The sequence below is a fragment of the Streptomyces sp. NPDC008137 genome (assembly GCF_042957035.1).
Taxonomy (GTDB): Bacteria; Actinomycetota; Actinomycetes; order Streptomycetales; family Streptomycetaceae; genus Streptomyces.
The window spans coordinates 70,104-92,227 of sequence record NZ_JBIBHN010000002.1 but is presented as its reverse complement, the minus strand read 5'-3'; the positions used below and the strand labels follow the sequence as shown (position 1 = coordinate 92,227).

At 73.4% G+C, this 22,124-nt stretch carries 19 protein-coding genes; 4 read left to right on the top strand and 15 right to left on the bottom strand.

All coding sequences use genetic code 11. The features are described 5' to 3' along the window. Nucleotides 1-43: 43 nt before the first annotated feature. Nucleotides 44-1,804, top strand: a complete 1,761-nt coding sequence (locus tag ACFZBT_RS03750; protein WP_391097972.1) for a GDSL-type esterase/lipase family protein — start codon at nucleotides 44-46, stop codon at nucleotides 1,802-1,804. Nucleotide 1,805: 1 nt separating this feature from the next. Here ACFZBT_RS03750 and ACFZBT_RS03745 read toward each other — a convergent pair whose 3' ends face one another. The 8 genes from ACFZBT_RS03745 to ACFZBT_RS03710 all read right to left on the bottom strand — a co-directional run bounded on the left by ACFZBT_RS03745 (nucleotide 1,806) and on the right by ACFZBT_RS03710 (nucleotide 12,571). After that, nucleotides 1,806-2,585 (bottom strand): exodeoxyribonuclease III, encoded by a 780-nt coding sequence (locus tag ACFZBT_RS03745; protein WP_391097970.1) that lies wholly within the window; start codon nucleotides 2,583-2,585, stop codon nucleotides 1,806-1,808. Between the two features lie 43 nt (nucleotides 2,586-2,628). Beyond that, a complete protein-coding gene (locus tag ACFZBT_RS03740; RefSeq protein WP_391097968.1) occupies nucleotides 2,629-3,264 on the bottom strand; it encodes an MBL fold metallo-hydrolase in 636 nt (211 codons plus the stop codon). Between the two features lie 34 nt (nucleotides 3,265-3,298). Then, entirely contained in the window at nucleotides 3,299-4,603 is a 1,305-nt protein-coding gene (gene pcaC, locus ACFZBT_RS03735) for a 4-carboxymuconolactone decarboxylase (RefSeq protein WP_391097967.1), read from the bottom strand. A gap of 252 nt (nucleotides 4,604-4,855) precedes the next feature. Next, nucleotides 4,856-7,000 carry an SWIM zinc finger family protein gene (locus tag ACFZBT_RS03730; protein ID WP_391097965.1) on the bottom strand — a complete coding sequence of 715 codons (2,145 nt, stop codon included), beginning with the start codon at nucleotides 6,998-7,000 and terminating at the stop codon, nucleotides 4,856-4,858. After that, nucleotides 6,997-9,867: an SNF2-related protein gene (locus ACFZBT_RS03725; RefSeq protein WP_391097964.1), complete on the bottom strand. Its 2,871-nt coding sequence runs from the start codon at nucleotides 9,865-9,867 to the stop codon at nucleotides 6,997-6,999. The genes ACFZBT_RS03730 and ACFZBT_RS03725 overlap by 4 nt, the downstream gene beginning before the upstream one ends. A 106-nt stretch (nucleotides 9,868-9,973) precedes the next feature. Next, the gene (locus ACFZBT_RS03720) at nucleotides 9,974-10,555 is read right to left on the bottom strand and encodes a sugar kinase (protein WP_391097962.1); all 582 of its coding nucleotides are present in this window, start codon (nucleotides 10,553-10,555) and stop codon (nucleotides 9,974-9,976) included. Continuing rightward, nucleotides 10,552-11,700 (bottom strand): ROK family glucokinase, encoded by a 1,149-nt coding sequence (locus ACFZBT_RS03715; RefSeq protein ID WP_391097961.1) that lies wholly within the window; start codon nucleotides 11,698-11,700, stop codon nucleotides 10,552-10,554. Before ACFZBT_RS03715 ends, ACFZBT_RS03720 begins: the two co-directional genes overlap by 4 nt. 133 nt (nucleotides 11,701-11,833) lie before the next feature. Beyond that, nucleotides 11,834-12,571 carry a UTRA domain-containing protein gene (locus ACFZBT_RS03710; RefSeq protein WP_391098860.1) on the bottom strand — a complete coding sequence of 246 codons (738 nt, stop codon included), beginning with the start codon at nucleotides 12,569-12,571 and terminating at the stop codon, nucleotides 11,834-11,836. Between the two features lie 128 nt (nucleotides 12,572-12,699). On the opposite strand from ACFZBT_RS03710, the gene ACFZBT_RS03705 reads away from it, so the two are divergent. Next, entirely contained in the window at nucleotides 12,700-13,722 is a 1,023-nt protein-coding gene (locus tag ACFZBT_RS03705) for a Gfo/Idh/MocA family oxidoreductase (RefSeq protein ID WP_391097959.1), read from the top strand. A gap of 36 nt (nucleotides 13,723-13,758) precedes the next feature. On the opposite strand, the gene ACFZBT_RS03700 is transcribed toward ACFZBT_RS03705, so the two are convergent. From ACFZBT_RS03700 to ACFZBT_RS03690, 3 genes are all read right to left on the bottom strand, one after another. Further along, on the bottom strand, nucleotides 13,759-14,445 hold the full coding sequence (locus tag ACFZBT_RS03700) for a response regulator (RefSeq protein WP_391097958.1): 687 nt from the start codon (nucleotides 14,443-14,445) through the stop codon (nucleotides 13,759-13,761). 25 nt (nucleotides 14,446-14,470) lie between these two features. Further along, nucleotides 14,471-15,331, bottom strand: a complete 861-nt coding sequence (locus ACFZBT_RS03695; protein WP_391097957.1) for a hypothetical protein — start codon at nucleotides 15,329-15,331, stop codon at nucleotides 14,471-14,473. A gap of 354 nt (nucleotides 15,332-15,685) precedes the next feature. Continuing rightward, nucleotides 15,686-16,978, bottom strand: a complete 1,293-nt coding sequence (locus ACFZBT_RS03690; RefSeq protein ID WP_391097956.1) for a histidine kinase — start codon at nucleotides 16,976-16,978, stop codon at nucleotides 15,686-15,688. A gap of 179 nt (nucleotides 16,979-17,157) precedes the next feature. Here ACFZBT_RS03690 and ACFZBT_RS03685 point away from each other — a divergent pair, with 179 nt between their 5' ends. Beyond that, nucleotides 17,158-17,358, top strand: a complete 201-nt coding sequence (locus ACFZBT_RS03685) for a hypothetical protein (RefSeq protein WP_391097954.1) — start codon at nucleotides 17,158-17,160, stop codon at nucleotides 17,356-17,358. Nucleotides 17,359-17,406: 48 nt separating this feature from the next. Here the strand turns inward: ACFZBT_RS03685 and ACFZBT_RS03680 are convergent, their stop codons facing one another. After that, a complete protein-coding gene (locus tag ACFZBT_RS03680; protein WP_391097952.1) occupies nucleotides 17,407-17,802 on the bottom strand; it encodes a ribonuclease domain-containing protein in 396 nt (131 codons plus the stop codon). 95 nt (nucleotides 17,803-17,897) lie between these two features. Continuing rightward, nucleotides 17,898-18,524 carry a dihydrofolate reductase family protein gene (locus tag ACFZBT_RS03675; protein WP_391097950.1) on the bottom strand — a complete coding sequence of 209 codons (627 nt, stop codon included), beginning with the start codon at nucleotides 18,522-18,524 and terminating at the stop codon, nucleotides 17,898-17,900. 167 nt (nucleotides 18,525-18,691) lie between these two features. Here ACFZBT_RS03675 and ACFZBT_RS03670 point away from each other — a divergent pair, with 167 nt between their 5' ends. Further along, nucleotides 18,692-19,471, top strand: coding sequence for an SDR family oxidoreductase (locus tag ACFZBT_RS03670; RefSeq protein WP_391097948.1), 780 nt, complete (start codon nucleotides 18,692-18,694; stop codon nucleotides 19,469-19,471). A 117-nt stretch (nucleotides 19,472-19,588) separates the two neighbouring features. Here ACFZBT_RS03670 and alc read toward each other — a convergent pair whose 3' ends face one another. Continuing rightward, a complete protein-coding gene (gene alc, locus ACFZBT_RS03665; protein WP_391097947.1) occupies nucleotides 19,589-20,704 on the bottom strand; it encodes an allantoicase in 1,116 nt (371 codons plus the stop codon). A gap of 37 nt (nucleotides 20,705-20,741) precedes the next feature. Beyond that, nucleotides 20,742-22,082: an allantoinase AllB gene (gene allB / locus ACFZBT_RS03660; RefSeq protein ID WP_391097946.1), complete on the bottom strand. Its 1,341-nt coding sequence runs from the start codon at nucleotides 22,080-22,082 to the stop codon at nucleotides 20,742-20,744. Nucleotides 22,083-22,124 lie beyond the last annotated feature (42 nt).

Sequence of the window (22,124 nt, the reverse complement as noted above, 5' to 3'; positions counted from 1 at the left end):
CGCGTCGTGTGTCTCGTATGTCGATGAGCGGGAGGAGTCGGCCGTGCGCCGATGTGTCCGGGGGATCCTGATCGTCCTGGCCCTGAGCGGGTCCTTGTTGTCGGCGGCGCCGGCGCAGGCCGTCGAGGCGCGGCAGGCCGCGCCGGTGCCGCTTGAGCGGCTGTTCGACAACGTCGCCGTCAGCGACGACGGCCTGCCCGCGGCGGCCGACTTCGACGGCGCCGGTGCCTCCCTGTCGGCTCGGGACCTCACGGCCGCGGGCTGGGTGCCCGGCCGCACCCTGACCGTCCAGGGAGCCCGGCTGACCTGGCCGCGACGGCAGCCGGGCGAGCCGGACAACGTCCGCGCCGCCGGGCAGGACGTCCGCGTCACGGGGCGCGGCGACGCCCTGGCCTTCCTGGTGGCGGGCACGGCAGGCACGGAGACGGGCGGCCCGGGCACGGTCACGTACGCGAACGGCACCCGCTCCGGCTACCGGCTGACCGCGCCCGACTGGCGCACCGGGCCGCTCGCCACGAAGGCGGTCGCCCTGCCGCACATCAACACGCCCGGTGGGCAACTCGCCGAGCCGGCCCGCCTGTACGTCGTGACGGTGCCGCTGGCGCCGGGGCGCGAGCTCGCCTCGGTCCGGCTGCCGCGCGCCGCCGGACTGCATGTCTTCGCGGTGTCGGTACGGACCGCCACCCAGGGCTGGACGGGCAGCTGGGCGACGTCGACGGGCGGCTACGCGGCCGTGGGGCCCTGGACGGACCGGACGCTGCGGCTGGTGGTGCGCACCTCGGCGGGCGGGCCCCGGGTGCGGATGCGGTTCGACAACACCTTCGCGTCGGCCCCGGTGCGGATCGACGGCGCGACGGTCGCCGTGCGGGCCTCGGGAGCGGCGGCGCGCGGGACGCCGGTGCCGCTGTCCTTCGCCGGTGAGGAAAGCGTGGAGATCCCGGCCGGGGCCCAGGCGTACAGCGATCCGCTGGGCTTCGCGGTGCCGGCGGACGCCGATCTGCTGGTCAGCTTCCATCTGCCCGGCCCGGTGCCGGCGGCGCCCCTGCACCGGCTCGCGCAGCAGCGGTCGTACGTCAGCGAGCCCGGCGACCACACGGCGGACGGCACGGCCGGGGCTTACACCTCGGTGATCACCAGCTGGCCGTTGCTCGCCGGGGTCGATGTGAGCGGCGGGCCCGGGTCCGTGGTGCTGCTCGGGGACTCGATCACCGACGGCGACAAGTCCACGGTGGACGCGAACCGGCGGTGGCCGAACGTGCTGGCCGGCCGGCTGCTGCGGCAGAGCTCCGTGCCGCGCTACGGGGTGCTGAACCAGGGCGTCTCGGGCAACCGTGTGGTCACCGACCGGTACCCCGGCGACGGGGTGTCCACCGACACGGCCGGGGTGAGTGCCCTGCACCGGTTCGACCGGGACGTCCTCGCCCAGCCGTCGGCCCGTACCGCGATCGTCTTCGAGGGCGTCAACGACGTGCGCTGGGGCGCCTCGGCGGAGCAGGTGATCGCGGGGCTGCGGGAGCTGGCGGAGCGCGGGCGGGCCCGGGGGCTCCGGATGCTCGCGGCGACGATCCTGCCGTGCGCGGGCGAGACGCGGTGCACGGCGGCCGTCGACGCCGAGCGGGGCGTGGTGAACGAGTGGATCCGCCGGGGCGGTGTCTTCGACGGGATGCTCGACTTCGATGCCGTCGTACGCGACCCGGCCGACCCCGCTCGGATTCTGCCCGCGTACGACAGCGGCGACCATCTGCATCCCGGGGACGCGGGGCTCGCGGCGCTGGCGGAGTCGGTGGACCTGCGGCTGCTGTGAGCTACACGTCCAGATCGACCACGACCGGCGCGTGGTCGGAAGCGCCCTTGCCCTTGCGCTCCTCACGGTCCACGTACGCGTCCTTGACCGCCTTGCCGAACGGCGCGTTGGCGTACACCAGGTCGATGCGCATACCGCGGTTCTTCGGGAAGCAGAGCTGGCGGTAGTCCCAGTACGTGAACGGGTGGTCGTACTTCAGGGGCCGCGGGACCACGTCCGACAGGCCCGCCTCGCGCAGGGAGGCCAGTGCGGCGCGCTCGGCGGGGGTGACGTGGGTGGCGCCCTCGAAGGCCGCGCGGTCGTAGACGTCCTCGTCCGTCGGCGCCACGTTGTAGTCGCCCATCACCGCGAAGGGGCGGCTGCCGGCCGCGTCTCCGGCGACGGCGGACTTGAGGGCCTCGAACCACTGGAGCTTGTAGGCGTAGTGCGGGTGGTCCACCTCACGGCCGTTCGGCACGTACACCGACCACACGCGGAGCGGGCCGCAGGTCGCCGAGATCGCGCGGGGCTCCACCGAGCCGTCGAACCCGGGGTCGCCGGGCAGGCCCTTCACGACGTCCTCGATGCCGACCCGGGAGAGCACCGCCACGCCGTTCCACCGGCCCGTCGCGTGGACCGCCGACTCGTAGCCCAGCTCGCGCAGCTGCTCCGCGGGGAACTGCTCCTCGCTGACCTTGGCCTCCTGGAGGCACAGCACGTCCGTGCCGCTGCTCTCCAGCCAGGCCAGGAGCCTCGGCAGGCGGGCGGTGATCGAGTTCACGTTCCAGGTGGCGATGCGCATGTCCCACAACCTACCCGGAGGGTCTGACAACGCCGCCCGGGCCTCAGAGGTCGGCCGACGCCCCGGGGGTGAGCCGCAGGTGCTCGGCCCCGCCGAGGCCGCCGATCTGGTGGTCGTAGATCGGGCGGGCGATATCGGTGAGGTAGGCGTCGTGGATGTCGTAGGCGCGCTGCGGCCGGAGCTCGCGGACGTAGTCGATGACCTCGGAGATCTTGCTCCACGGGGCCATGACCGGGAGCATCAGCGTCTCCACCGGATGGTCGGGGACCGTAAGGGCGTCGCCGGGGTGGAAGACCTTGCCGCCGTCGACGAGGTAGCCGACGTTGGTGATGCGCGGGATGTCCGGGTGGATCACGGCGTGGAGTTCGCCGTGGACCTGGACGTCGAAGCCGGCGGCCGTGAACGTGTCGCCGTGGCCGACGGTGTGGACCCGGCCGGGGAAGGCGGAGGAGATCTTCCCGGCGACGGATTTCAGGGTCCAGATCTCCGCGGCCGGGTTGTTCTCCATCGCGGCGCGCAGCCGGGACTCGTCGAAGTGGTCCGGGTGCTCGTGGGTGACGAGGATGGCGTCCGCGCCGATCGCGGCGTCCTCCTCGCTGAACCCGCCGGGGTCGAGGACGAGGGTCCGGCCCTCCTTCTCGAGGCGGACGCAGGCGTGCGACATCTTCGTGAGCTTCATGAGTCCATCCTGCCTCCCGGGTTCGCCCGGGCCCTCACTCCTGGGGCGTGGTCTCCTCGCGGATGACCTGCTGGGCGACCTTGAACGCGCTGTTCGCGGCCGGGACGCCGCAGTAGACGGCCGCCTGGAGCAGCACTTCCTTGATCTCGCCCGGGGTGAGGCCGTTGCGCAGGGCGGCCCGGGTGTGGAAGGCCAGCTCGTCCAGGTGGCCGCCGGCGACCAGGGCGGTGAGGGTGACGGAGCTGCGGGTGCGCCGGTCGAGTCCGGGGCGGTCCCAGATCTCGCCCCAGGCGTAGCGGGTGATGAACTCCTGGAAGTCCCCGGAGAAGTCGTCGGCCTGCGCCAGCGCCCGGTCGACGTGTGCGTCGCCCAGCACCTCGCGGCGGACCTTGAGCCCGGCGTCGTAGGGGTCGGGCCGCCCCTGCGCCTGGGGTGCCACGACCGGGGCGATCTCGGCGACGGGCCCGGTCTGGAGGGGCTGTTGCGGTACCGGGGACAGGGCCGGCTTGACGGCGGCCGCGGGCAGGGCCGTATGACCGGTGGAGGTGTCGAAGGCCGGCTGCCAGGCGGTGGAGAAGTGCCGCACCAGGAGGTCGGTGACCGCCGCGGGCTGCTCCACCGGCACCAGGTGGGAGGCGCCGGGGACGACGGCGAGGCGGGCGTCCGGGATGCCGGCGACCAGGGTGCGGGCCTCGGCGGGGCCGGTGACCTGGTCGTCGGAGCCGACGAGGACCAGGGTCGGCACGCCAACGCGGCCGAGTTCGGCCCGGACGTCGAACGAGGCGAGCGCCTCGCAGGCTGCGATGTAGCAGCCGGGGTCGGTGGTGCGGACCATCTGCACGGCCCACTCGGTGATCGCGGGCTGCGCGGCGGCGAACCCGCCGGTGAACCAGCGCTCGGGCGAGGTGCGGGCGATGGGGTCGAGGCCGTTCGTGCGGACGATCACGCCTCTCTGCCGGAACTCGTCGGCCGTGCCGAAGCGGGGCGAGGCCGCGATCAGCGCGAGGGAGGCGAGCCGTTCGGGGTGGCGAAGGGCCAGCTGGATGCCGACCGCTCCGCCGAGCGCGCAGCCCGCGTAGCCGAAGCGCTGCACGCCGAGCCCTTCGAGGGTGGCCAGCAGCCGTGTGGTGAGGTCGTCGACCGAGCCCGCCGGGTAGGCGGGAGCGCCGCCGTGTCCGGGCAGGTCGAACCGGAAGACCCGCCAGTGCTTGATCAGCTCGGGGATCTGACGGTCCCACATGTGCCAGGTAGTACCGAGTGACGGACCCAGGATCAGGACGGGTGCGTCTTCTGGCCCGTCAAAGCGGTATTGAAGGGTGTTGGTCGTACTCTCACTCACCCGACTCACGCTCCCACATCTCACGATTTCTCACGTACCTGGGGCGCAACCCCATGCAACCCATCCCACGTTGTGGCGGCTCCGCGAAGATCCTTTACATCCGGCTTCACGTATCACCACTCGGTGGTCGCCACGCTAGCCGACCGGGTACGTGGGGCGGTCAGGGGTTCCAGAAGAGGTCGGTGAACGTCCGGTCGAAGCGCCCCATCGGTTCACCCCCGTTCATCCCGGTGGCAGAGACACGGCCGGTGCTCAGAGCTCGCCCGGCAGGCCGAGTCCGGTCAGCGCGCCCACCGGGTCCAGGTCGGGGGTGCCTCTCGGCCACCAGTCGTCCTGGCCCGGCTCGGACTCGTAGGCGTACCAGAGGCCGTCGCGGCCCAGGCGGAGCTGGACGTGGCCGTGGGGGTGGGTGAGGTGGTTGCGCCGGGGGCGGAAGGCGGGCAGGTCGGCGGCGAGGAGGAGCGGGCGGGCCCGGTCGAACCGGCCGGCCGGCGGGTCCCACGGTTCCTCCAGTACGGCGAGGCCCTCCAGTCCGCCTTGGCGCCAGGCGGCGACCGCGCGGGCCAGCTCGGAGGGTGTGCGGCCCGCCGCGGCGGCGAGGGAGGAGTAGAGCGCCCGGGTGCCCGCGGTGAGTCCCGAGCCGGGGCGGGCCGCGGCCAGGCGGACCGCGTCCTGCCAGAGGGTCAACTGCCCGACCGGATCACGGCCGGTGGCGAGCAGAGCGTGTGCCCGGGCGGCGGCGTCCGTGGCCAGTTGGTCCAGCGCGAAGGGGTCGGGACCGCCGGGGGAGGCCGGATAGGCCGGGGGCTGCTCGGGGTGCGCGGGCGTGGGCAGCGGCGTCGGCAGGGGCGGGAGGGCGCGCGGCGCGAGGGCGTCACCGGCCCGTACGCCGGGGAAGGGCTCCGGTTCCTTGTCCTGGGCGGCACGCGCCGCGCGGGTGGCGCTCAGCCGGGACAGCGCGTCGAGCAGGTCCCGTTCGCCCCGGCCCCGCAGCAGGAGCAGGACGAAGGGGTCGGCGTCCAGCAGCCGGGCCGTCTGGTAGCAGAGGGCGGCGGCGTGCTTGCAGGGGTGGCCCCGGTCGGGGCAGCCGCACCGCGGTTCCAGGTCGCCGGGTCCCGGCAGCAGGGGCACGCCGCAGTCCGCGAGGGACTGGGGCATCTCCTTGTCGAGGAGCGCGGCGATGTTCCCGGGCCGGTCGACGGCGGCGTCCAGGAACCGCTCCCAGTCGGCGTCGTCGAGCGTGCGCAGCCGCACCTGTACGCGGTACGGGCGGGGGCGGCTGCCCTGGACGTAGGCCAGCACCTGTCCGGGCGTCACGGTGATGGCGTCGACATGCCCCTGACCCGCGTAACCGCGCCCGCGCTCCAGCCGCTTGGCGTCCAGCGCGCCCTGCTCCAGCGCCGTGACCCAGGCGTTCCCCCACCAGCTCCCGGCGAATCCCCTGCCGTCGGGCTCCCGGGGCGGGAAGGCCGGGAAGGTACGGCGGAGCTCGCTGTCGCGGCCGGGGGCGGCCATGGAGCGGGGCTTCCGGGGAGGGGCGTGAGGGGGGACCGCTGTTCGGGGGGTTGTGGGCGGGGTGGGCCAGGGGTCGGAGGTCGCGGGAGTTGGTGTGCCGGGGGCCGCCGGGCTGTGCGGGGCATCGGCCCCGAGGTCGGGCGAATGTCCTTGGCCCGTTTCGCCGGCGCCCTCGGGCTCCGCGTCCGGCTCGTCCGCGTCCAGAGGCATCCGGAAGAGGTCGCCCAGCAGCTGCCGTACGTCACGCGCTCCCCCGCCGACGGGGTACTCCCCCGCTCGCCGCTCAGGCGCCGGGCTCCGGTGCGCCGCGCTCTGCCGGGCGGCCCGGCGTCTGCGGACGGCCCCCTCCCGCTCGGTCTCTTCCCGTGCCCGCCGCGCGTCGTCCCGAGCCGCGCGCAGTGCCTCACGCGCCACGTCCCCCGCGCGCGGACCCGACTGCCCGGGGGTGCCGCCGGGAGCGTCGTCGAGGGCGCCGCCCGGCACGTCGGCGGGCGGCACCCCGCCCTCGTCCTCCGACGGCCCGCAGGACGGAGCCGCCCCAGGCCCCCCTTGGCCGTCGTCTTCGCCTTCGGCGCTTCCCCTGAGGTCCCCGCTACCGCCGCCGTGGCCCGACGAGGCACCCGGCGCCCCGGCCACGGCGTCATCGGCCGCGGGCACGTCACCTGGAGAGCACGCGTCGCCCGCGTCTGCCCCGCGACGCTCGGACACCGCCCTGCGCAGGGCCTCGCGGGCCGCGTCTCCCGGCCGGGCGGCCTCCCGTGCGGCGGGGGACGGGGACGGTGCCGGAGGGGAAGCGGATGATGCCTGCTCCGGGTCCCGGGCCGCCTGCTCCCGGGCCGCCCGCAGGGCCCGGCGGGCCTCGTCGGCCCCGCTGTGGGTCATGGCGTCCTCCGCAGGGAGACCAGGTCGGACAGCTCGCGGTTTGTCAGCTCGGTGAGGGCCGACTCGCCGGAGCCGAGGACGGCGTCGGCCAGGGCGCGCTTGGCTTGGAGCATCTCGGCGATCCGGTCCTCGACCGTGCCCTCGGTGATGAGGCGGTGGACCTGGACGGGCTGGGTCTGGCCGATGCGGTAGGCGCGGTCGGTGGCCTGTTCCTCTACGGCCGGGTTCCACCAGCGGTCGAAGTGGACGACATGGCCCGCGCGGGTGAGGTTGAGGCCGGTTCCGGCGGCCTTCAGGGAGAGGACCAGGACGGGGGTCGAGCCGGCCTGGAAACGGTCCACCATGCGCTCCCGCTCCGGGACCGGTGTGCCGCCGTGGAGGAGGTCGACCGGGACGGCCCGGGTGGCCAGGTGAGTGGTGATCAGCCGGGCCATCCCCACGTACTGGGTGAAGACGAGTGCGGAGCCGTCCTCGGCGAGCAGCGTGTCCAACAGCTCGTCCAGCAGGGCGAGTTTGCCGGAGCGGGTGGCGAACCACTCGCCGCCGGGCCGGGCGTGCTCCGGCACGGCGTCTTCCTTGAGGTACAGCGCGGGGTGGTTGCAGATCTGCTTCAGCGAGGTCAGGAGCTTCAGTACCAGGCCCCGGCGGGCCATGCCCTCGGAGGTCTCGATGGCGAGCATCGACTCGCGGACCACCGCCTCGTACAGCGCGGCCTGTTCGCGGGTGAGCGGGACCGGGTGGTCGGTCTCCGTCTTGGGCGGCAGCTCGGGGACGATGCCCGGGTCGGACTTCTTGCGGCGCAGGAGGAAGGGACGGACCAGGCGGGCCAGACGCTCCACCGCCTGCTGGTCCTCGCCGGTCTCGACGGCCCTGGCGTGCCGGGCGCGGAAGGACTTCAGGGGGCCGAGGAGGCCCGGTGTCGTCCAGTCGAGCAGGGCCCACAGCTCCGACAGGTTGTTCTCGACGGGTGTGCCGGTCAGGGCGACCCGCGCGGGGGACGGGATCGTGCGCAGCGCCTTGGCCGTGGCCGAGTAGGGGTTCTTGACGTGCTGCGCCTCGTCGGCGACGACCATGCCCCAGGTCCGCTCGGCCAGGGCGGGGGCCGCCGAGCGCATCGTGCCGTAGGTGGTGAGGACGAAACCGCCGTCGAGGCCGGCCAGGCTGCGGTCCGGGCCGTGGAAGCGGCGGACGGGGACGCCGGGCGCGAAACGGGTGATCTCCCGCTGCCAGTTACCCAGCAGCGAGGCCGGGCAGACCACCAGGGTCGGCTCGCTGCGGGCCCGCTTCAGGTGCAGGGCGATGAGGGTGACGGTCTTGCCGAGGCCCATGTCGTCGGCGAGGCAGCCGCCGAGGCCCAGGGAGGTCATCAGCTCCAGCCAGGCCAGGCCCCGGAGCTGGTAGTCGCGGAGGGTGGCGTGCAGGCCCGGGGGCGGCGCGGCCGGGCGGATGCCCGCGGTCAGGCGGTCGCGCAGGCCGGCCAGCGCGCCGACCGGGACGGCCTCGACCGTCTCACCGTCCACGTCGGCCGTGCCGGTGAGGGCGACGGACAGCGCGTCGACCGGGTCGAGCAGGCCCAGGTCCCGTTTGCGGGCCTTGCGGACGAGGGCCGGGTCGACCAGCACCCACTGGTCGCGCAGCCGGACGACCGGGCGGTGGGCCTCGGCGAGGGTGTCCATCTCGGTGTCGGTGAGCGGGTCGCCGCCGAGCGCCAGCCGCCAGCTGAACCGGAGCAGGTCCTCGCTCTCGAAGAAGCCGGTGCCGTCCTTGGCCGAGCCGGGGGCCGGGTGGACCACCGCCGTGGCGGACAGGTCCTGGGCCAGGTCCCTCGGCCAGTGCACGGCGACCCCGGCCGCGGCGAGCCGGGTGGCCGCCACCCCGAGGAGGTCGGTCAGCTCCTCCTCCGTCAGCGCCAGCACATCGGGCACGTCCTGGTCGGAGAGCCGGTCCAGCGGGGGCCAGACCCGGGCCGCCCGGCGGACCGCGAGGGCCGCGTCCACGCGCGCGCGTGGACCGAAGGCGTCGGCGGCCCCGCCCGCCCACAGGGCGGCGGCGTCGGCCACGAGGGTCGGGTCGGCGAGGCTGTGCACCTGGACGATCGCGGCGCCCGCGCTGCGGGCGCCGCCGGCGGAGTCGCCGTCGAACAGGTCGTACGCCGACAGGTCCAGGCGGAGCGAGATCCGCACCCCGGCGTCCATACCCGCGGCGACCTCGGCGGCCCAGTCGTGGGCGCCGGGCAGGCGCTGGGCCTCGCGGGCCGCGAAGGGCCTGCCGGAGGTGTGGGGCGCGGCCGGGGTGCGGGGCAGGGTGTCGGCGACCGCGTCCAGGAAGGCGCGCACCAGCGCTTCCGGTTCGGGGAGGCGGATCGGGCCCGGGCCGGGCAGCGGGACGGCGTGCCCCTCGTACGGCAGGGCGGCGGCCACCGCGCGCAGGTGCGCGATGTCGTCCGGGTCGAGGGGCCCGGCGCGCCACGCGTCGTGTCCCGCGCCCGTGAGGCCGGGCAGCAGCCGGCCGCGCGCGGTCAGCCGCAGGGCGTGCAGGGCGGCGGCGCCCCAGCAGGCGGTGGCGGGGTGGGCGGCGGGATCGTGCCGGGCGCGCACCAGGAGTGGCAGGGCCTCCTCCAGCGGGAGGGACAGCGCCGGGGTGGTCCGCCGCCGGACGCCCGCGCCATGCCGTCGTACGACGGTCAGCTCGGTGGCCACGGCTTCCTCGGTGTCCTCCGTGTCCCCGGTGCGCAGGGGCTCGCCCTCGGGGTCCCAGAAGGCGATCCGCCCGTCGCGCGGGAGGGGCGCCGGCAGGAAGACGGCCGGGAGCCGGACCGGGACCGCCGGCTCCCCCGCCCGCTCGGCCACCGCGGCCGTGTCGCCCATACGTCCTGCCACCTCCCGTCCCGCGTGTCGGATCAATCGTCTCCGACTCTACGGGCGGGGTCTGACAATCGGCCCCGGCGGCCGCATCGGCCCGCCGTGCTCCGGGTCAGGGCACCGTCCGGGAGACCACGAACACCCAGGGGTAGGCCGGGTTGGACAGGTCCACGACCACGTCGTGCGTGGGGGCCGGGTTCTTCTGGCGGTTGACGACGCCCGACCACAGGCCGTCGTCGGCGAACTTCCAGCCGGTGACCTTCCGGTCGCGGGCGCCGATGGTGACGTGGCCCTTCTTCAGGTCGTCCCGGGTCAGGCCGAGACCCGTCAGGTACGCGTCCAGCCCGGCCGCATTGGTCTCGAACTGGGCGTACAGGCGGCTGGTCTTCCAGTTGTTGGTCTCGTAGTACGCCACGTGCCAGGCCGGGTGCGGGACGGGCACCTGGTAGATCCGGCGCTGGAGCTTGGAGGGCCAGCCCTCGGTGAGGCCGGTCGCCGAGTACTTCGCCTCCTTGTCCTTGCCGCTGTCCCGGCTCTGGTTCGCGGAGATCACCAGGTAGCCGGCCGGGATGCCGATGAGCAGCACGATGATCAGCAGGGTGAGCGCCCTGCGGCGGATCATGTGGCGGCGGTCCTCGACCGGGCGCTCCGGCTCGTCGGGCCAGGGGCCCTGGTGGGGCAGCGAAGCGGTCACGGCGTCTCCTGGGTACTGCGGAGCGACTGCGCGTACCGCTCGTAGCGCTCGTAGCGCTCCACCCGGCGGCGCTTGGCGCGGCGGAAGCGGCGGGCGACCAGCCGGGCCAGGTCTGCGGCGCCGACCATGCCGGCCTCAGGGCCGAGCTGGGCCCGGGTGATGCGGGCCTCGGGACGGTAGCCGCGGCCCGTCAGATGCCGGCGGAAGGCGTCCCGCGCGGGCCCGATCAGCAGGTCGTCGGCGGCCGAGACACCGCCGCCGATGACGAAGCAGGAGGGGTCGAGGGCGGCCGCGAGGTTGGCGATGCCGACGCCGAGCCACTGGCCGATGTCCTGGAGCAGCTCGATGCACATGGCGTCGCCCTCGCGGGCCAGCTCGGTGATCATCGGGCCGCTGATCTCGGAGATGTTGCCCTTGACGTGCTCGATGATCCCGTACGCCACCGGCGAGTCGGCGGCGGCCAGCTCGCGTGCCTCGCGGACCAGGGCGTTTCCGGAGCTGTACTGCTCCCAGCAGCCGCGGTTGCCGCACGGGCAGCGGTGGCCGCCGGGCACGACCTGCATATGGCCGAACTCGCCGGCCACGCCGTACTTGCCGCGCTTGACCTGGCCGTCCTCCAGGATCGCGCCGCCGATGCCGGTGCCCAGCGTGATCATGACGAGGTGGTCCTCACCGCGGCCGGCGCCGAAGCGCCACTCGGCCCAGGCGGCGCTGTTGGCGTCGTTGTCGACCAGGACGGGCACGGCGAGCCGCTCGGCCAGGCGGTCACGCAGCGGCTCGTTGCGCCAGGACAGGTGGGGGGCGAACAGCACGCGGTTGCGGTCGGCGTCGACCCAGCCGGCGGCGCCGATGCCGACGGCGTGCACGTCGTGCCGGTCGGAGAGGTCCAGGACCAGCTCGGCGATGGTGTCCTCGACGACCTTGGGGCTCTTGGACTTGTCCGGGGTCTCCGTGCGGACCTTCTCCAGGATGTTGCCGTCGGCGTCGACGACGCCCGCCATCACCTTCGTACCGCCGATGTCGATGCCGACCGTCGGCACGCGGGGTGCCGTCAGGTGTGAGCGGCGCTCCCGGGTGCCGACGGTGCGCAGGGCCGTGGCGCGGCGGGAGCCGATGGGGGCGGTGAAGTCGCGGTAGGTGCTCATCGCGCCCGATTCTGCCTCACGGTGGGGGTGTGTGCGGAGCGGGGCAGGGGCGGGGTGGTGCGGGTCATCGCCGGGTGCGGGCCGGTGGGGGCTTGTCGCGCGGTTCCCCGCGCCCCCAGGAAACGCGTCCCCCTCAAGTCCTCACAAGAAGCTGGAACTCGAACGAATAGCGCGTCGGGCGGTACGTGTGTGTGCCGTATTCCACTGCTCGGCCCGTGTCGTCGAACGTGACGCGTTGCATGGTGAGCAGGGGCGCGCCGGTCTCCTCCGCCAGGCGGTCCGCCTCCTCCGTCGTCGCCGCTCGGGCGCCGATGGACTGGCGGGCGCTGTGGAGGGTGATTCCGGCGGCGCGCATCAGGCGGTAGAGGCCGGTCGCCTCCAGTTGGCCGGTGTCGAGGTCGATGAGGCCGGGGGGCAGGAAGTTGCACAGGTGGGCCATGGGCTCGCCGTGGGCGAGACGGAGGCGTTCCACGCGGTGGACGTCGCTGTCCTCGGCGACGCCGAGTGCGGCGGCGACCTCGGCGGAGGCGGGCTCCACCGTGTTGACCAGGACCTTCGTGGCCGGGCGCTGGCCCGCCGCCTCCAGGTCGTCGTAGAGGCTGCTGAGCTCCAGCGGGCGCTTGACCTGGCTGTGCACGACCTGGGTGCCCACGCCGCGGCGGCGTACGAGGAGGCCCTTGTCGACGAGCGACTGGATGGCCTGGCGGACGGTCGGCCGCGACAGGCCCAGCCGGGCCGCGAGCTCGATCTCGTTGCCCAGCAGGCTGCCGGGGGTCAGCGTGCCGTGCTCGATCGCGGCCTCCAACTGCTGGGACAGCTGGAAGTACAACGGCACGGGAGAGCTGCGGTCCACGCTCAGCTCCAGTTGCACGGTCGGGTCCACTTCTGGTTTCGGCACGGGCCGAGCGTAGCTCCGTGCGTTGTTGACGGGAAGTTGTGTAGTCAGATTGTCCGGACATTCCGATTGACAGGGGCGGGCTGTGCACGCACTTTGTTTCCATGCGCATCGGGGTCATCGGGACGGGCCGCATCGGCACGATCCACGCGAACACGCTCAGCCGGCACCGCGACGTCGGGTCCTTGATCCTGACGGACGCGGACCCCGCACGGGCCCAGGATCTGGCGCACCGGCTGGGTGAGACGGCGGCGCCGGGTGTGGAGGAGATCTTCCGCTGGGGGGTCGACGCCGTGGTGATCACGACGAACACGTCGGCCCACGCCGAACTGATCGGTCGGGCAGCACGCTCGGGCCTGCCCGTGTTCTGCGAGAAGCCCATCGCGCTGGATCTGCCGGGCACGCTGAGCGCGATCGCCGAGGTCGAGACGGTCGGGACGGTCCTCCAGATGGGCTTCCAGCGCCGCTTCGACAAGGGCTACACGGGCGCCCGCGATGCCGTGCGGTCCGGCAGGCTGGGGCGGCTGCACACCGTCCGGGCGCTGACCAGCGACCAGTCGCCGCCGCGCGCCGACTGGCTGCCGCTGTCCGGCGGGCTGTACCGGGACACCCTGATCCACGACTTCGACGTGCTGCGCTGGGTGACGAGCCGCGAGGTGACGGACGTGTACGCGGCCGGGTCGGACGCGGGGCCCGCCATGTTCCGCGAGGCGGGCGACGTCGACACCGCCGCCGCGCTCCTCACCCTCGACGACGGCACACTCGCCACGATCACCGGGTCCCGGATGAACGGTGCCGGCTACGACGTCCGCATGGAGCTCGCCGGGGAACTCGACCAGATCGTGGTCGGCCTGGACGACCGTACGCCGATCGCGTCCACCGAACCGACCGGGCCGCCGGCCGCCGACAAGCCCTGGACGGGCTTCCTGGAGCGCTTCGGCCCGGCCTACGAGGCGGAGTTGAACGCGTTCGTCGAGGTCGTCCGGGGCGAGCGGGCCAATCCCTGCGACGGGCGCGAGGCGCTGCAGGCCCTGCGCGTCGCCGAGGCGTGCGAGCTGTCCCGGCGGGAGCGCAGAGCGGTCCGCCTGGCGGAGATCCCCGGCGGGGCCGCCCAGACGTTCGTGTGACGGCGGACCCGTACGAAGACGACCGGGCGCGGGGAGTCAGTGCCCCGTGTGTTCCTCCCCCTCCTCGTCCAGAAGCCCGGCGTCGTACGCCAGCAGCGCGATCTGCACCCGGTTGTTGAGGTCGAGCTTGGCCAGGACGCGGGAGACATGGGTCTTCACGGTGGCGACGCTCATGTAGAGGCCGGTGGCGATCTCGGCGTTGGCCAGGCCCCGGCCGACCGCGACGGCGACCTCGCGCTCACGGTCGTTGAGGTCGGCCATACGGGCACGCGCGCGTGCGCGGCGCGTGTCGGCGGCGCTGCCGACGGCGTGCCGCATCAGCTGACGCGTGACGCTGGGCGACAGGACCGGGTCGCCGGCCGCGACCCGGCGCACCGCCGCGAGGATCTCGGTGGGCGGGGTGTCCTTGAGGACGAAACCGGCCGCGCCCACGCGCAGCGCCCGCAGTACCTGTTCGTCGGCGTGGAAGGTGGTGAGCACCACCACCTGCGGGGCGTCCTCGCGGGCACGCAACCGCTCCGTGGCCGTGAGACCGTCCACCGTCGGCATCCGGATGTCCATGAGCACCACGTCCGGGCGGGTGCGGTCGACGAGCGCCGCCACCTCGCCGCCGTCGGCGGCCTCTCCGACGATCTCGATGTCGTCGGCGCCGCCCAACATGAAGGACAGCCCGGCCCGCACGAGCGGATCGTCGTCGACGAGGAGAAGCCTGATCGCAGTCATGGGCGTCACGTCATCACGGCCGCGGTCAGGCACGCAGCGTCACCCCGAACCGGGTGCGCAGGCGGCGGATCTCCCACCAGACCACCGCCGTCACCGAGGCGGGACCGCCGACGACGGCGAGGGCCTGGATCACCGGCGGACCGGGCGGCAGACCACCCGCGACCAGGCTGATGACCGCGAACTCCCACACCAGGGTGCCGGTCAGCAGGGCGGGCAGCGCCGCGTGCACGCCGGCGGTGTTGAAACCGGTGCGGATGGCCGGGCCGGTGGAGAAGCCGATGAAGAACAGGAGCCAGACCAGGGGCAGGGCCGCGGCGAGGATCAGCCAGGGAGCGGGTTCCGACACGCCGGCGGAGGGCGACCGGTTCCGGCCGAGCAGGATGATCGCCCCGCCGAGCAGCGGAAGGGCCGTCACCGCGCCGACATACACCCCGGCCGACCGCAGGGCGGCCCGCACACTGGCGCGCATGGCGGACCGTCTCTCCCCCGACGCCCAGCGGAAGAGCACCGCGATCACGACGGGCGCGCTCAGGAGCAGCAGCGGAGGAGTGACCGCCAGCCGCATCATGTACTGCTCCTGGACCTCGGCGACGTCCTCCGGTTTGCCGTAGACGCCGAGCAGCAGCAGCGACATGGCGGCCGCGGTCCAGGCCCGCACCTTCTGCACGCGCGTGACATGCCGGTCGTTGACGGCCCGGTGCCCGTGCCGCGGGAAGAGCCGGTGGGCCCGGTTGCGGGCCGAGCGCGCGAACGAGTAGCCGACCACGAGCGGCACGGACGCGAACCAGGTACACGGGGCGAGCAGCAGCAGCCACAGGCAGCCGGAGGTGTTGGACCGTCCCTGCCGCAACAGCTGGCGCAGGGAGGGCCATTCGCCGGCGCGCACTCCCCCCGGAGCCGGAGCAAGCCCCGGGTGAGGCTGCGGTGGATACGGCTGAGGGTGGGGGTAGGGATAGGGATACGGCTGTGGCTGCGGGTAGCCGTAGGGGACCGGGCCCGGCTGGGGCGGTACGTAGGGGCCCATGGCCGGAGGCGGCGGGTACGGTCCCCCGGCCGGCGGTCCTGGCGGCTGGTACGGGTTGGCGGGTCCCCCGAAACTCACGTGGTGTTCCTTCCGTTACTCGTGGTGCTGAAGGCGGCACAAACATCAGCCATCTCCGCGGTCAAGTCAACTGGCTTCGGCGCGCGGGGACATGGGGTTGCGCACGGACGCCCGGCGTGCGCCCGGGTGACGTCCCGGTCAGACGAGGACCGGCCCGCACGCCCACGGCAGCCACGCCCGTACCTCGAACCCGCCCTCCGGTGTGTGCCCGTGCTCCAGACGGCCGCCCGCCAGGGTCGCCCGTTCCCTCAGCCCGATCAGGCCCTGGCCGGAGCCGGGTACGGGGGGCACCTCGCCCTCGGGGGGCGGGTTGTGCACGCGGACGGTGAGGCCGTCGCCCGGTGCGCCGGTGACGGACACCGTGACCTCCGTGCCGGGCGCGTGCTTGCGGGCGTTGGTCAGCCCCTCCTGCGCGATGCGGTAGGCGGTGCGGCCGACGGAGGACGGGACGGCGGCGGGGTCGCCGACGCGCTGGTCCAGGGAGACCTTCATGCCGGCCTGGCGGGACTCGGCGACCAGCGTGTCCAGCGCCCCGAGGGTCGGCTGCGGTCTGCCCGTGTCGTCGGGCTCGCCCGCCCGCAGCACGCCGATGATCTCGCGCAGGTCCTGAAGGGCCTCGTGCGCACTCTCCCGGATCACTCCCGCCGCCCGCGCGGTCTGTGCCGGGGGCGCGTCGGGCCGGAACTCCAGGGCTCCCGCGTGCACGCTCAGCAGCGTCAGCCGGTGGGCCAGTACGTCGTGCATCTCCCGCGCGATGGCCTCGCGGGCGAGCCGCTGCGCCTGCTCGGCCCGCAGCCTCGCCTCCGTCTCGGCCCGCCGGGCACGGTCCCGGAGACTGAGCAGCAACTGCCGCTTGGCTCGTACGAACATGCCCCACCCGACGATCGCCACGGTGAGCAGCACGGCGAAGACCACACTCACCAGGTAGGAGATGTCCCCGTCGGGGCGCAGCCAGTAGAACAGCGGGACCAGCGCCACGTTGACGCCGCCCACCCAGGCCACGTACCGGAAGGGACGGTGCACGGCGAGGGTGAACAGGGCGATGACGCCCGCGCCGCCCGCGGTGTCCGAGACGAAGGTGACGGGTGTCAGCGCCACGGCGAGACCCAGCGGCCAGCGGCGGCGCAGCCAGACCGCCGCGCAGGCCAGCGCGCCGATCACCTGGTCGACGACGGCCAGCCCCACCGGGACGTGGGGGTTCTCGACGAGCGACTCCATGGCGATCATCCCGATGAGCACGGCGAGCGCGAAGCAGCAGAAGTCGACGACCCAGTCGCGCGCGGTGCGCCGGGGCCTCCGCCCGGCCCGTTCGGTGTCCGGGTCGAGTTCACGCAACAGGGCGGACGGGATGAGCCATCTGGGCCCGGTGAACAGCGAGGGCGCCTCCCCCGGCGGTACCGGGGCGGCCTGCCCCGCGTTGTCACCACTCACGGTCGGCAAATCTACGCAGCCCGGGTCCCGTTCGTCCGCTTCCCGGGCGGGATCGTCGACCAAAGTCGTCGCACCGGAGACCTTCGGCGCGGCCGGCCGGGCGCGAACAGGGACCTCCGCCACCGGATGTGCGCCCCGCGGCCGACGCGCGAGGGGGTCCGGGAGGCGAGGCTCGTGGCATGAAGCAGGTACTGGAGATTCTTGGCTTCCTCGCCCTCGTGCAGGGCGTGGCGGGCCTGGTGCACGAGTTCACCGACTGGGACTGGGGCCTCGTGCAGCGGCTGGGGTTCCTCGAGGGCTACGAGATCTACGCGAGCGTCACCCTGCTCGTGCTGGGCGTCGCCCTGTTCGCGGCGGCCGGGAGCCGGAAGTCCGTCTGAGCGTGCGGGCGGACTTCCGGCCGGTGTTCAGCGAAGGGGCCGCCCGGTTCAGCAGCCGTAGTCGACCAGATCGAACGACTCGTAGTGGTCGGCCGTGTAGTAGTCCTCCTGGTTCTCCTCACCGGTGACGATGCGCCGCGCACCGCGGTTGGAGGAGCCCGGGGTGATGACCGTGTACTCGTGGTAATACCCGGTCGACTGCTGGGGCAGGATGCCCTCCCGGTTCTGGAAGACGGTGCCGTCCTGGTCGTACGGGTAGGGGCCGCCCTGCTCGATCAGGTCGAGCGTGTCGTGGGCCTGGGACGGCAGTTTGCTGTAGCAGATGTCACCGACGGCGGTGGGGGCGGCGTCGGCCGTGGTGGCGGAGACGGTCCCGCCGATGAGGAGAGCGGACACGAGGGCGGCTGCTGCGCCGAGTCGCGAGGCGCGTGGGGGGAAATTCATGCGCTCATGATGACGCGCGTAGACAGTGGCATGTCAATGTCAAGCGCGGAGTTTTTCCCGTCAAGTCGGATGAGTTTGCGGGAAGTTAACCTCGGCTACGCGTCCTCCGGCAGCTTGTACTCGCCGTACTCCGGGCGGCCCGCCAGGTCGTACGTCTGCATCGAGACGCCCGCGCCGGAGACGCTCCCTCCCGTGTGCCGGAACGCGGTCGGTTCGGCGCCCTCCGGGAACAGCCGGAACCCGGTGCCGAGCACGACCGGGAACGTCAGCAGGTGGAGCGTGTCGACGAGGTCGAGCGACAGCAGGGAGCGGACGAGGGCGCCGCTGCCGTGCACCTGCAGTTCGCCGTCGGTGCGCTCCTTCAGGGCGGTGACCTCCTTGCCGAGGTCACCGGAGAGCACGGTGGTGCCCGCCCAGCCGGGGTCCTTCAGGGTCGAGGAAGGGACGTACTTCGGCAGTGAGTTGAGCTTCGAGGCGACCGGATCGGCCGGGTCGGTCACCTTCGGCCAGTACGAGGAGAAGATGTCGTATGTACGGCGCCCGAGCAGGAAGGCGGCCGGGCGCGCGAAGACGTCGTTGACGAACCGGCCGAAGTCCTCGTCGGCGTACCAGAAGCTCCAGCCGCCGTGGGCGAAGCCCCCGCGGGTGTCCTCCTTGGGCCCGCCGGGGGCCTGGTAGACGCCGTCGAGGGTGACGAAGAGGGTGGAGACGAGCTTGCCCATGACGGGTGCCTGCCTTTCCGGAACGAAGAGGGTCCGTTGTCATGGGTTCAGACCCCGCAGGCACCCGCAACTCATCGCTGGGCCGTACGCCACGCGCGCGTGTCGCCCGGGACCTCGATGTCCGTTCGCCGCCAGCGTCGCCGTCCGGACGCCGCTGGGATGGACACATGACTTCACAAGGAACTTCTCAGGCGACTTCGCGGCCGGCTTTTCGGGAAACCCTGCACGGCAAGGTCGCTCTCGTGACCGGCGGGAGCCGTGGCATCGGCGCGGCGACGGCCCTGCGGCTGGCTCAGGAGGGCGCGGACGTGGCCGTCGGCTATGTCAACGGCAAGGAGGCGGCCGAGGACGTCGTACGGGCCGTGGAGGCGCTGGGACGCCGGTCGGTGGCGCTGCGGGCGGACGCCGGGGACGCCACCGACGCGGCCGAAGTGGTGGATGCGGCGGCCGAGGCGCTGGGCAGGCTCGACGTCCTGGTGAACAGCGCGGGCGTGGGGGTGCTCGGGCTGCTGGAGACGCTGTCCCTCGAGGACGTCGACCGGGTCCTCGACATCAACGTACGGGGCGTCTTCCTGACGTCCCGGGCGGCCGCCGCGTGGCTGCCCGAGGGTGGGCGGATCATCACGATCGGCAGTTGCATGGCACAGCGCGTGCCGGGGCCCGGCGGGACGCTCTACGCGATGAGCAAGGCCGCCCTGGCCGGTCTGACGAAGGCCCTGGCCAGGGAGCTGGGCGGGCGCGGGATCACGGCGAACCTGGTCCTGCCCGGCCCGATCGACACGGACATGAATCCGGCGGACGGTCCGCATGCGGAGGGCCAGGCGGCGATGACCGCGCTGGGGCGGTTCGGGACGGCGGACGAGGTGGCGTCGATGGTCGCCTACCTCGCGGGGGCGACGTATGTGACCGGTGCGGAGTTCGCGGTGGACGGCGGGCACGCGGCGTGAGGCTCTCAGGGCGCACGTGACGTACATGGAGCGCACGTGATGTGCATGGGGCGCACGTGATGTGCATGGGGCGCACCGGTGCTGTCAGGCCGGTGCGCCCCATGGGCCGGCGTCGGCTCAGCCGCCCAGCTCCTGGTGACGCGCCGCGAGACGCCGGGCGCCGTCTTCCGTCAGGGAGCCGAACAGGCGCAGCCGGGAGATGCCGCCGTCCGGGAAGATGTCCACGCGCGCGTGCGTGCCGACGGCCGGCTCCGGGAGGACGAAGCGGTGGTTGGTGTCGGGCTGGAGGCGGGTGCGGGGCAGGATCTCGCGCCACTCCCCGTCCTCGCCGTCCCTGACCGACACGGACGCCCAGCCGGCGCTGTTGCCCTTGAGGTAGGCGGTGTCGATCTCCAGGGCGCGGATCCGCGCCTGGGCGGCCAGCCGATAGCGGATCCAGTCGTTGCCCTGGTCGCGGCGGCGCCGGGTCTCCCAGCCGTCGTCCATCTTGCGGGAGCGGCCCGGCTGGATGGTGTTGGAGGCGGGCGAGTAGAAGAGGTTGGAGGCGTCCTCCGCCCGGCCGCCGTTCTCCAGGGCGACGACGTCGACGGTGCCGAGCGTCTCCAGCCACTCGGGGTCCGGGACGACCTCGCCGTGCACGCGCAGGCGGGCGATGCCGCCGTCGGGGTGCTGGTTCACCCGCAGGTGGGTGAAGCGCTGCTCGGCCGCGACGGAGAAACCGTTCGCCGCGTGGCCGCCGACCGGGGTGCGCGGGATGAGGGTCGTCCACTTCACGTCGTCCCCGAGGAGTTCCTCCGGCGACGGGGAACCCGGCACGGAGGTGCCCTCGACGGACACCGCCTGCGGGTAGTTGCCGCGGAAGTGGGCCGTGTCGACGACGATCCCGCGGATCACCCCGGGCGCGCCGAGACGCACCAGAGCCCAGTCGTGATCCTCGGCGGCCGGCCACGGGTGCCCGGCGGAGGCACCGCGCCGCCGCCGCGTCTCCCAGCCGTCCATGATCTTGCCCTTGTGCCCGAAGTGCTCGGGGTCGAACTCGGCGGGCCCGGGCACCAGCAGGTTCTCGCGCTGGGCGAAGAACTCGTCGTTGGCGGCGATGACACCGGCTCCGAGGCGCCGGTCGGCGAGGTCGGCGTACTGGGTGAAGGGGAAGTCGGCGGTGCGGTAGTCCGCGTACGGGTCGCCGCCTCCGTAGGGGTTCGCGTCGCCGGTGAAGCTGGGAATCGCCGTCACGGTGATCAGATCTGCCTTTCGAGGTCTGGGCTGGGATTCAGTCGGTTCGGGTGAGGAGCCGCCCCTTCGGTTCGGTGAACTCGCCGTCCGCGACGATGCGCTGTCCGCGCAGCCAGGTGGACTTCACGACGCCGTACAGGGTCTTGCCCGCGTACGCCGTGACGTGATTGCGGTGCTGGAGGGCCGCCGGGTCGACGGTGAAGGTCTCGTCGGGCGCCAGGACGGCGAAGTCGGCGTCGCGGCCCGCCGCGATGGCGCCCTTGCGGGTGTCGAGCCCGACCAGCTCGGAGGTCCGCGTGGACATCCAGCGGACCACGTCCTCCAGGCCGTGACCGCGCTCGCGGGCCGCTGTCCAGACCGCCGCGAGGCTCAGCTGGAGTCCGGAGATGCCGCCCCACGCCGTCGCGAAGTCGTCCGTCTTGAGGTCGGCGGTGGACGGGGAGTGGTCGGTGACGACGCAGTCGATGGTGCCGTCGGCCAGCGCCTGCCAGAGCAGGTCCTGGTTGGCGGACTCGCGGATCGGCGGGCAGCACTTGAACTCGCTGGCGCCGTCGGGGACTTCCTCGGCGATGAGCGTGAGGTAGTGGGGGCACGTCTCCACGGTGATGCGGACGCCCTCCGCCTTCGCCTCGGCGATCATGGGCAGGGCGTCGCTGGAGGACAGGTGCAGGATGTGCACGCGCGCGTGGAGGGCCTTCGCCTCGCGGATGAGCTGGGCGATGGCGGTGTCCTCGGCGTCCCGGGGGCGGGAGGCGAGGAAGTCGGCGTACCGAGGGCCGGGCCGCTGCGGGGCGGAGGCGAGGAGGTGGGGGTCCTCGGCGTGCACGATGAGCAGTCCGTCGAGGGCGGCGATCTCGGCCATGGAGCGGGCGAGCGGGTCCCGGTCGAGGTGCGGGAACTCGTCGACGCCGGACGGCGACAGGAACGCCTTGAAGCCGAAGACTCCGGCCTCGTGCAGCGGGCGCAGGTCCTTGACGTTGTCGGGCAGGGCGCCACCCCAGAAGCCGACGTCGATGTGCGCCTTGTCGGCGGCGACCCGCTGCTTCGTACGGAGGTGCGCGACGGTCGTGGTCGGCGGGAGGGAGTTGAGGGGCATGTCGACGAGGGTCGTGATGCCGCCGGCCGCCGCGGCGCGGGTGGCGGTCCAGAAGCCCTCCCACTCGGTGCGGCCGGGGTCGTTCACATGGACGTGGGTGTCGACCAGGCCGGGCAGCAGGACGTGGTCGCCCAGGTCCTCCAGGCGGGCGCCCTCCGGTACGGGCGCGTCGTACGGGAGGACGGCCGTGATCGTGCCGCCGGCGACGGCGACCGAGGCGGCGCGCGTCCCCTCGGGAGTGATGACACGCGTCGAGCGGAGCACCAGTTCAGCGTCGGACACCCGAACCCCTTACTTCCACCTGTTACTTCCACCTACCGGAAT

What these genes read in the sequence shown, in the direction of transcription:
- ACFZBT_RS03685 (WP_391097954.1), top strand. Translation starts at nt 17,158, where the DNA reads ATGAAGCAGGTACTGGAGATTCTTGGCTTCCTCGCCCTCGTGCAGGGC.
- ACFZBT_RS03725 (WP_391097964.1), bottom strand. Translation starts at nt 9,867, where the DNA reads ATGGGCGACACGGCCGCGGTGGCCGAGCGGGCGGGGGAGCCGGCGGTC.
- ACFZBT_RS03745 (WP_391097970.1), bottom strand. Translation starts at nt 2,585, where the DNA reads ATGCGCATCGCCACCTGGAACGTGAACTCGATCACCGCCCGCCTGCCG.
- ACFZBT_RS03740 (WP_391097968.1), bottom strand. Translation starts at nt 3,264, where the DNA reads ATGAAGCTCACGAAGATGTCGCACGCCTGCGTCCGCCTCGAGAAGGAG.
- ACFZBT_RS03675 (WP_391097950.1), bottom strand. Translation starts at nt 18,524, where the DNA reads ATGGGCAAGCTCGTCTCCACCCTCTTCGTCACCCTCGACGGCGTCTAC.
- ACFZBT_RS03700 (WP_391097958.1), bottom strand. Translation starts at nt 14,445, where the DNA reads ATGACTGCGATCAGGCTTCTCCTCGTCGACGACGATCCGCTCGTGCGG.
- ACFZBT_RS03670 (WP_391097948.1), top strand. Translation starts at nt 18,692, where the DNA reads ATGACTTCACAAGGAACTTCTCAGGCGACTTCGCGGCCGGCTTTTCGG.
- ACFZBT_RS03705 (WP_391097959.1), top strand. Translation starts at nt 12,700, where the DNA reads ATGCGCATCGGGGTCATCGGGACGGGCCGCATCGGCACGATCCACGCG.
- ACFZBT_RS03680 (WP_391097952.1), bottom strand. Translation starts at nt 17,802, where the DNA reads ATGAATTTCCCCCCACGCGCCTCGCGACTCGGCGCAGCAGCCGCCCTC.
- ACFZBT_RS03730 (WP_391097965.1), bottom strand. Translation starts at nt 7,000, where the DNA reads ATGACCCACAGCGGGGCCGACGAGGCCCGCCGGGCCCTGCGGGCGGCC.
- ACFZBT_RS03715 (WP_391097961.1), bottom strand. Translation starts at nt 11,700, where the DNA reads ATGAGCACCTACCGCGACTTCACCGCCCCCATCGGCTCCCGCCGCGCC.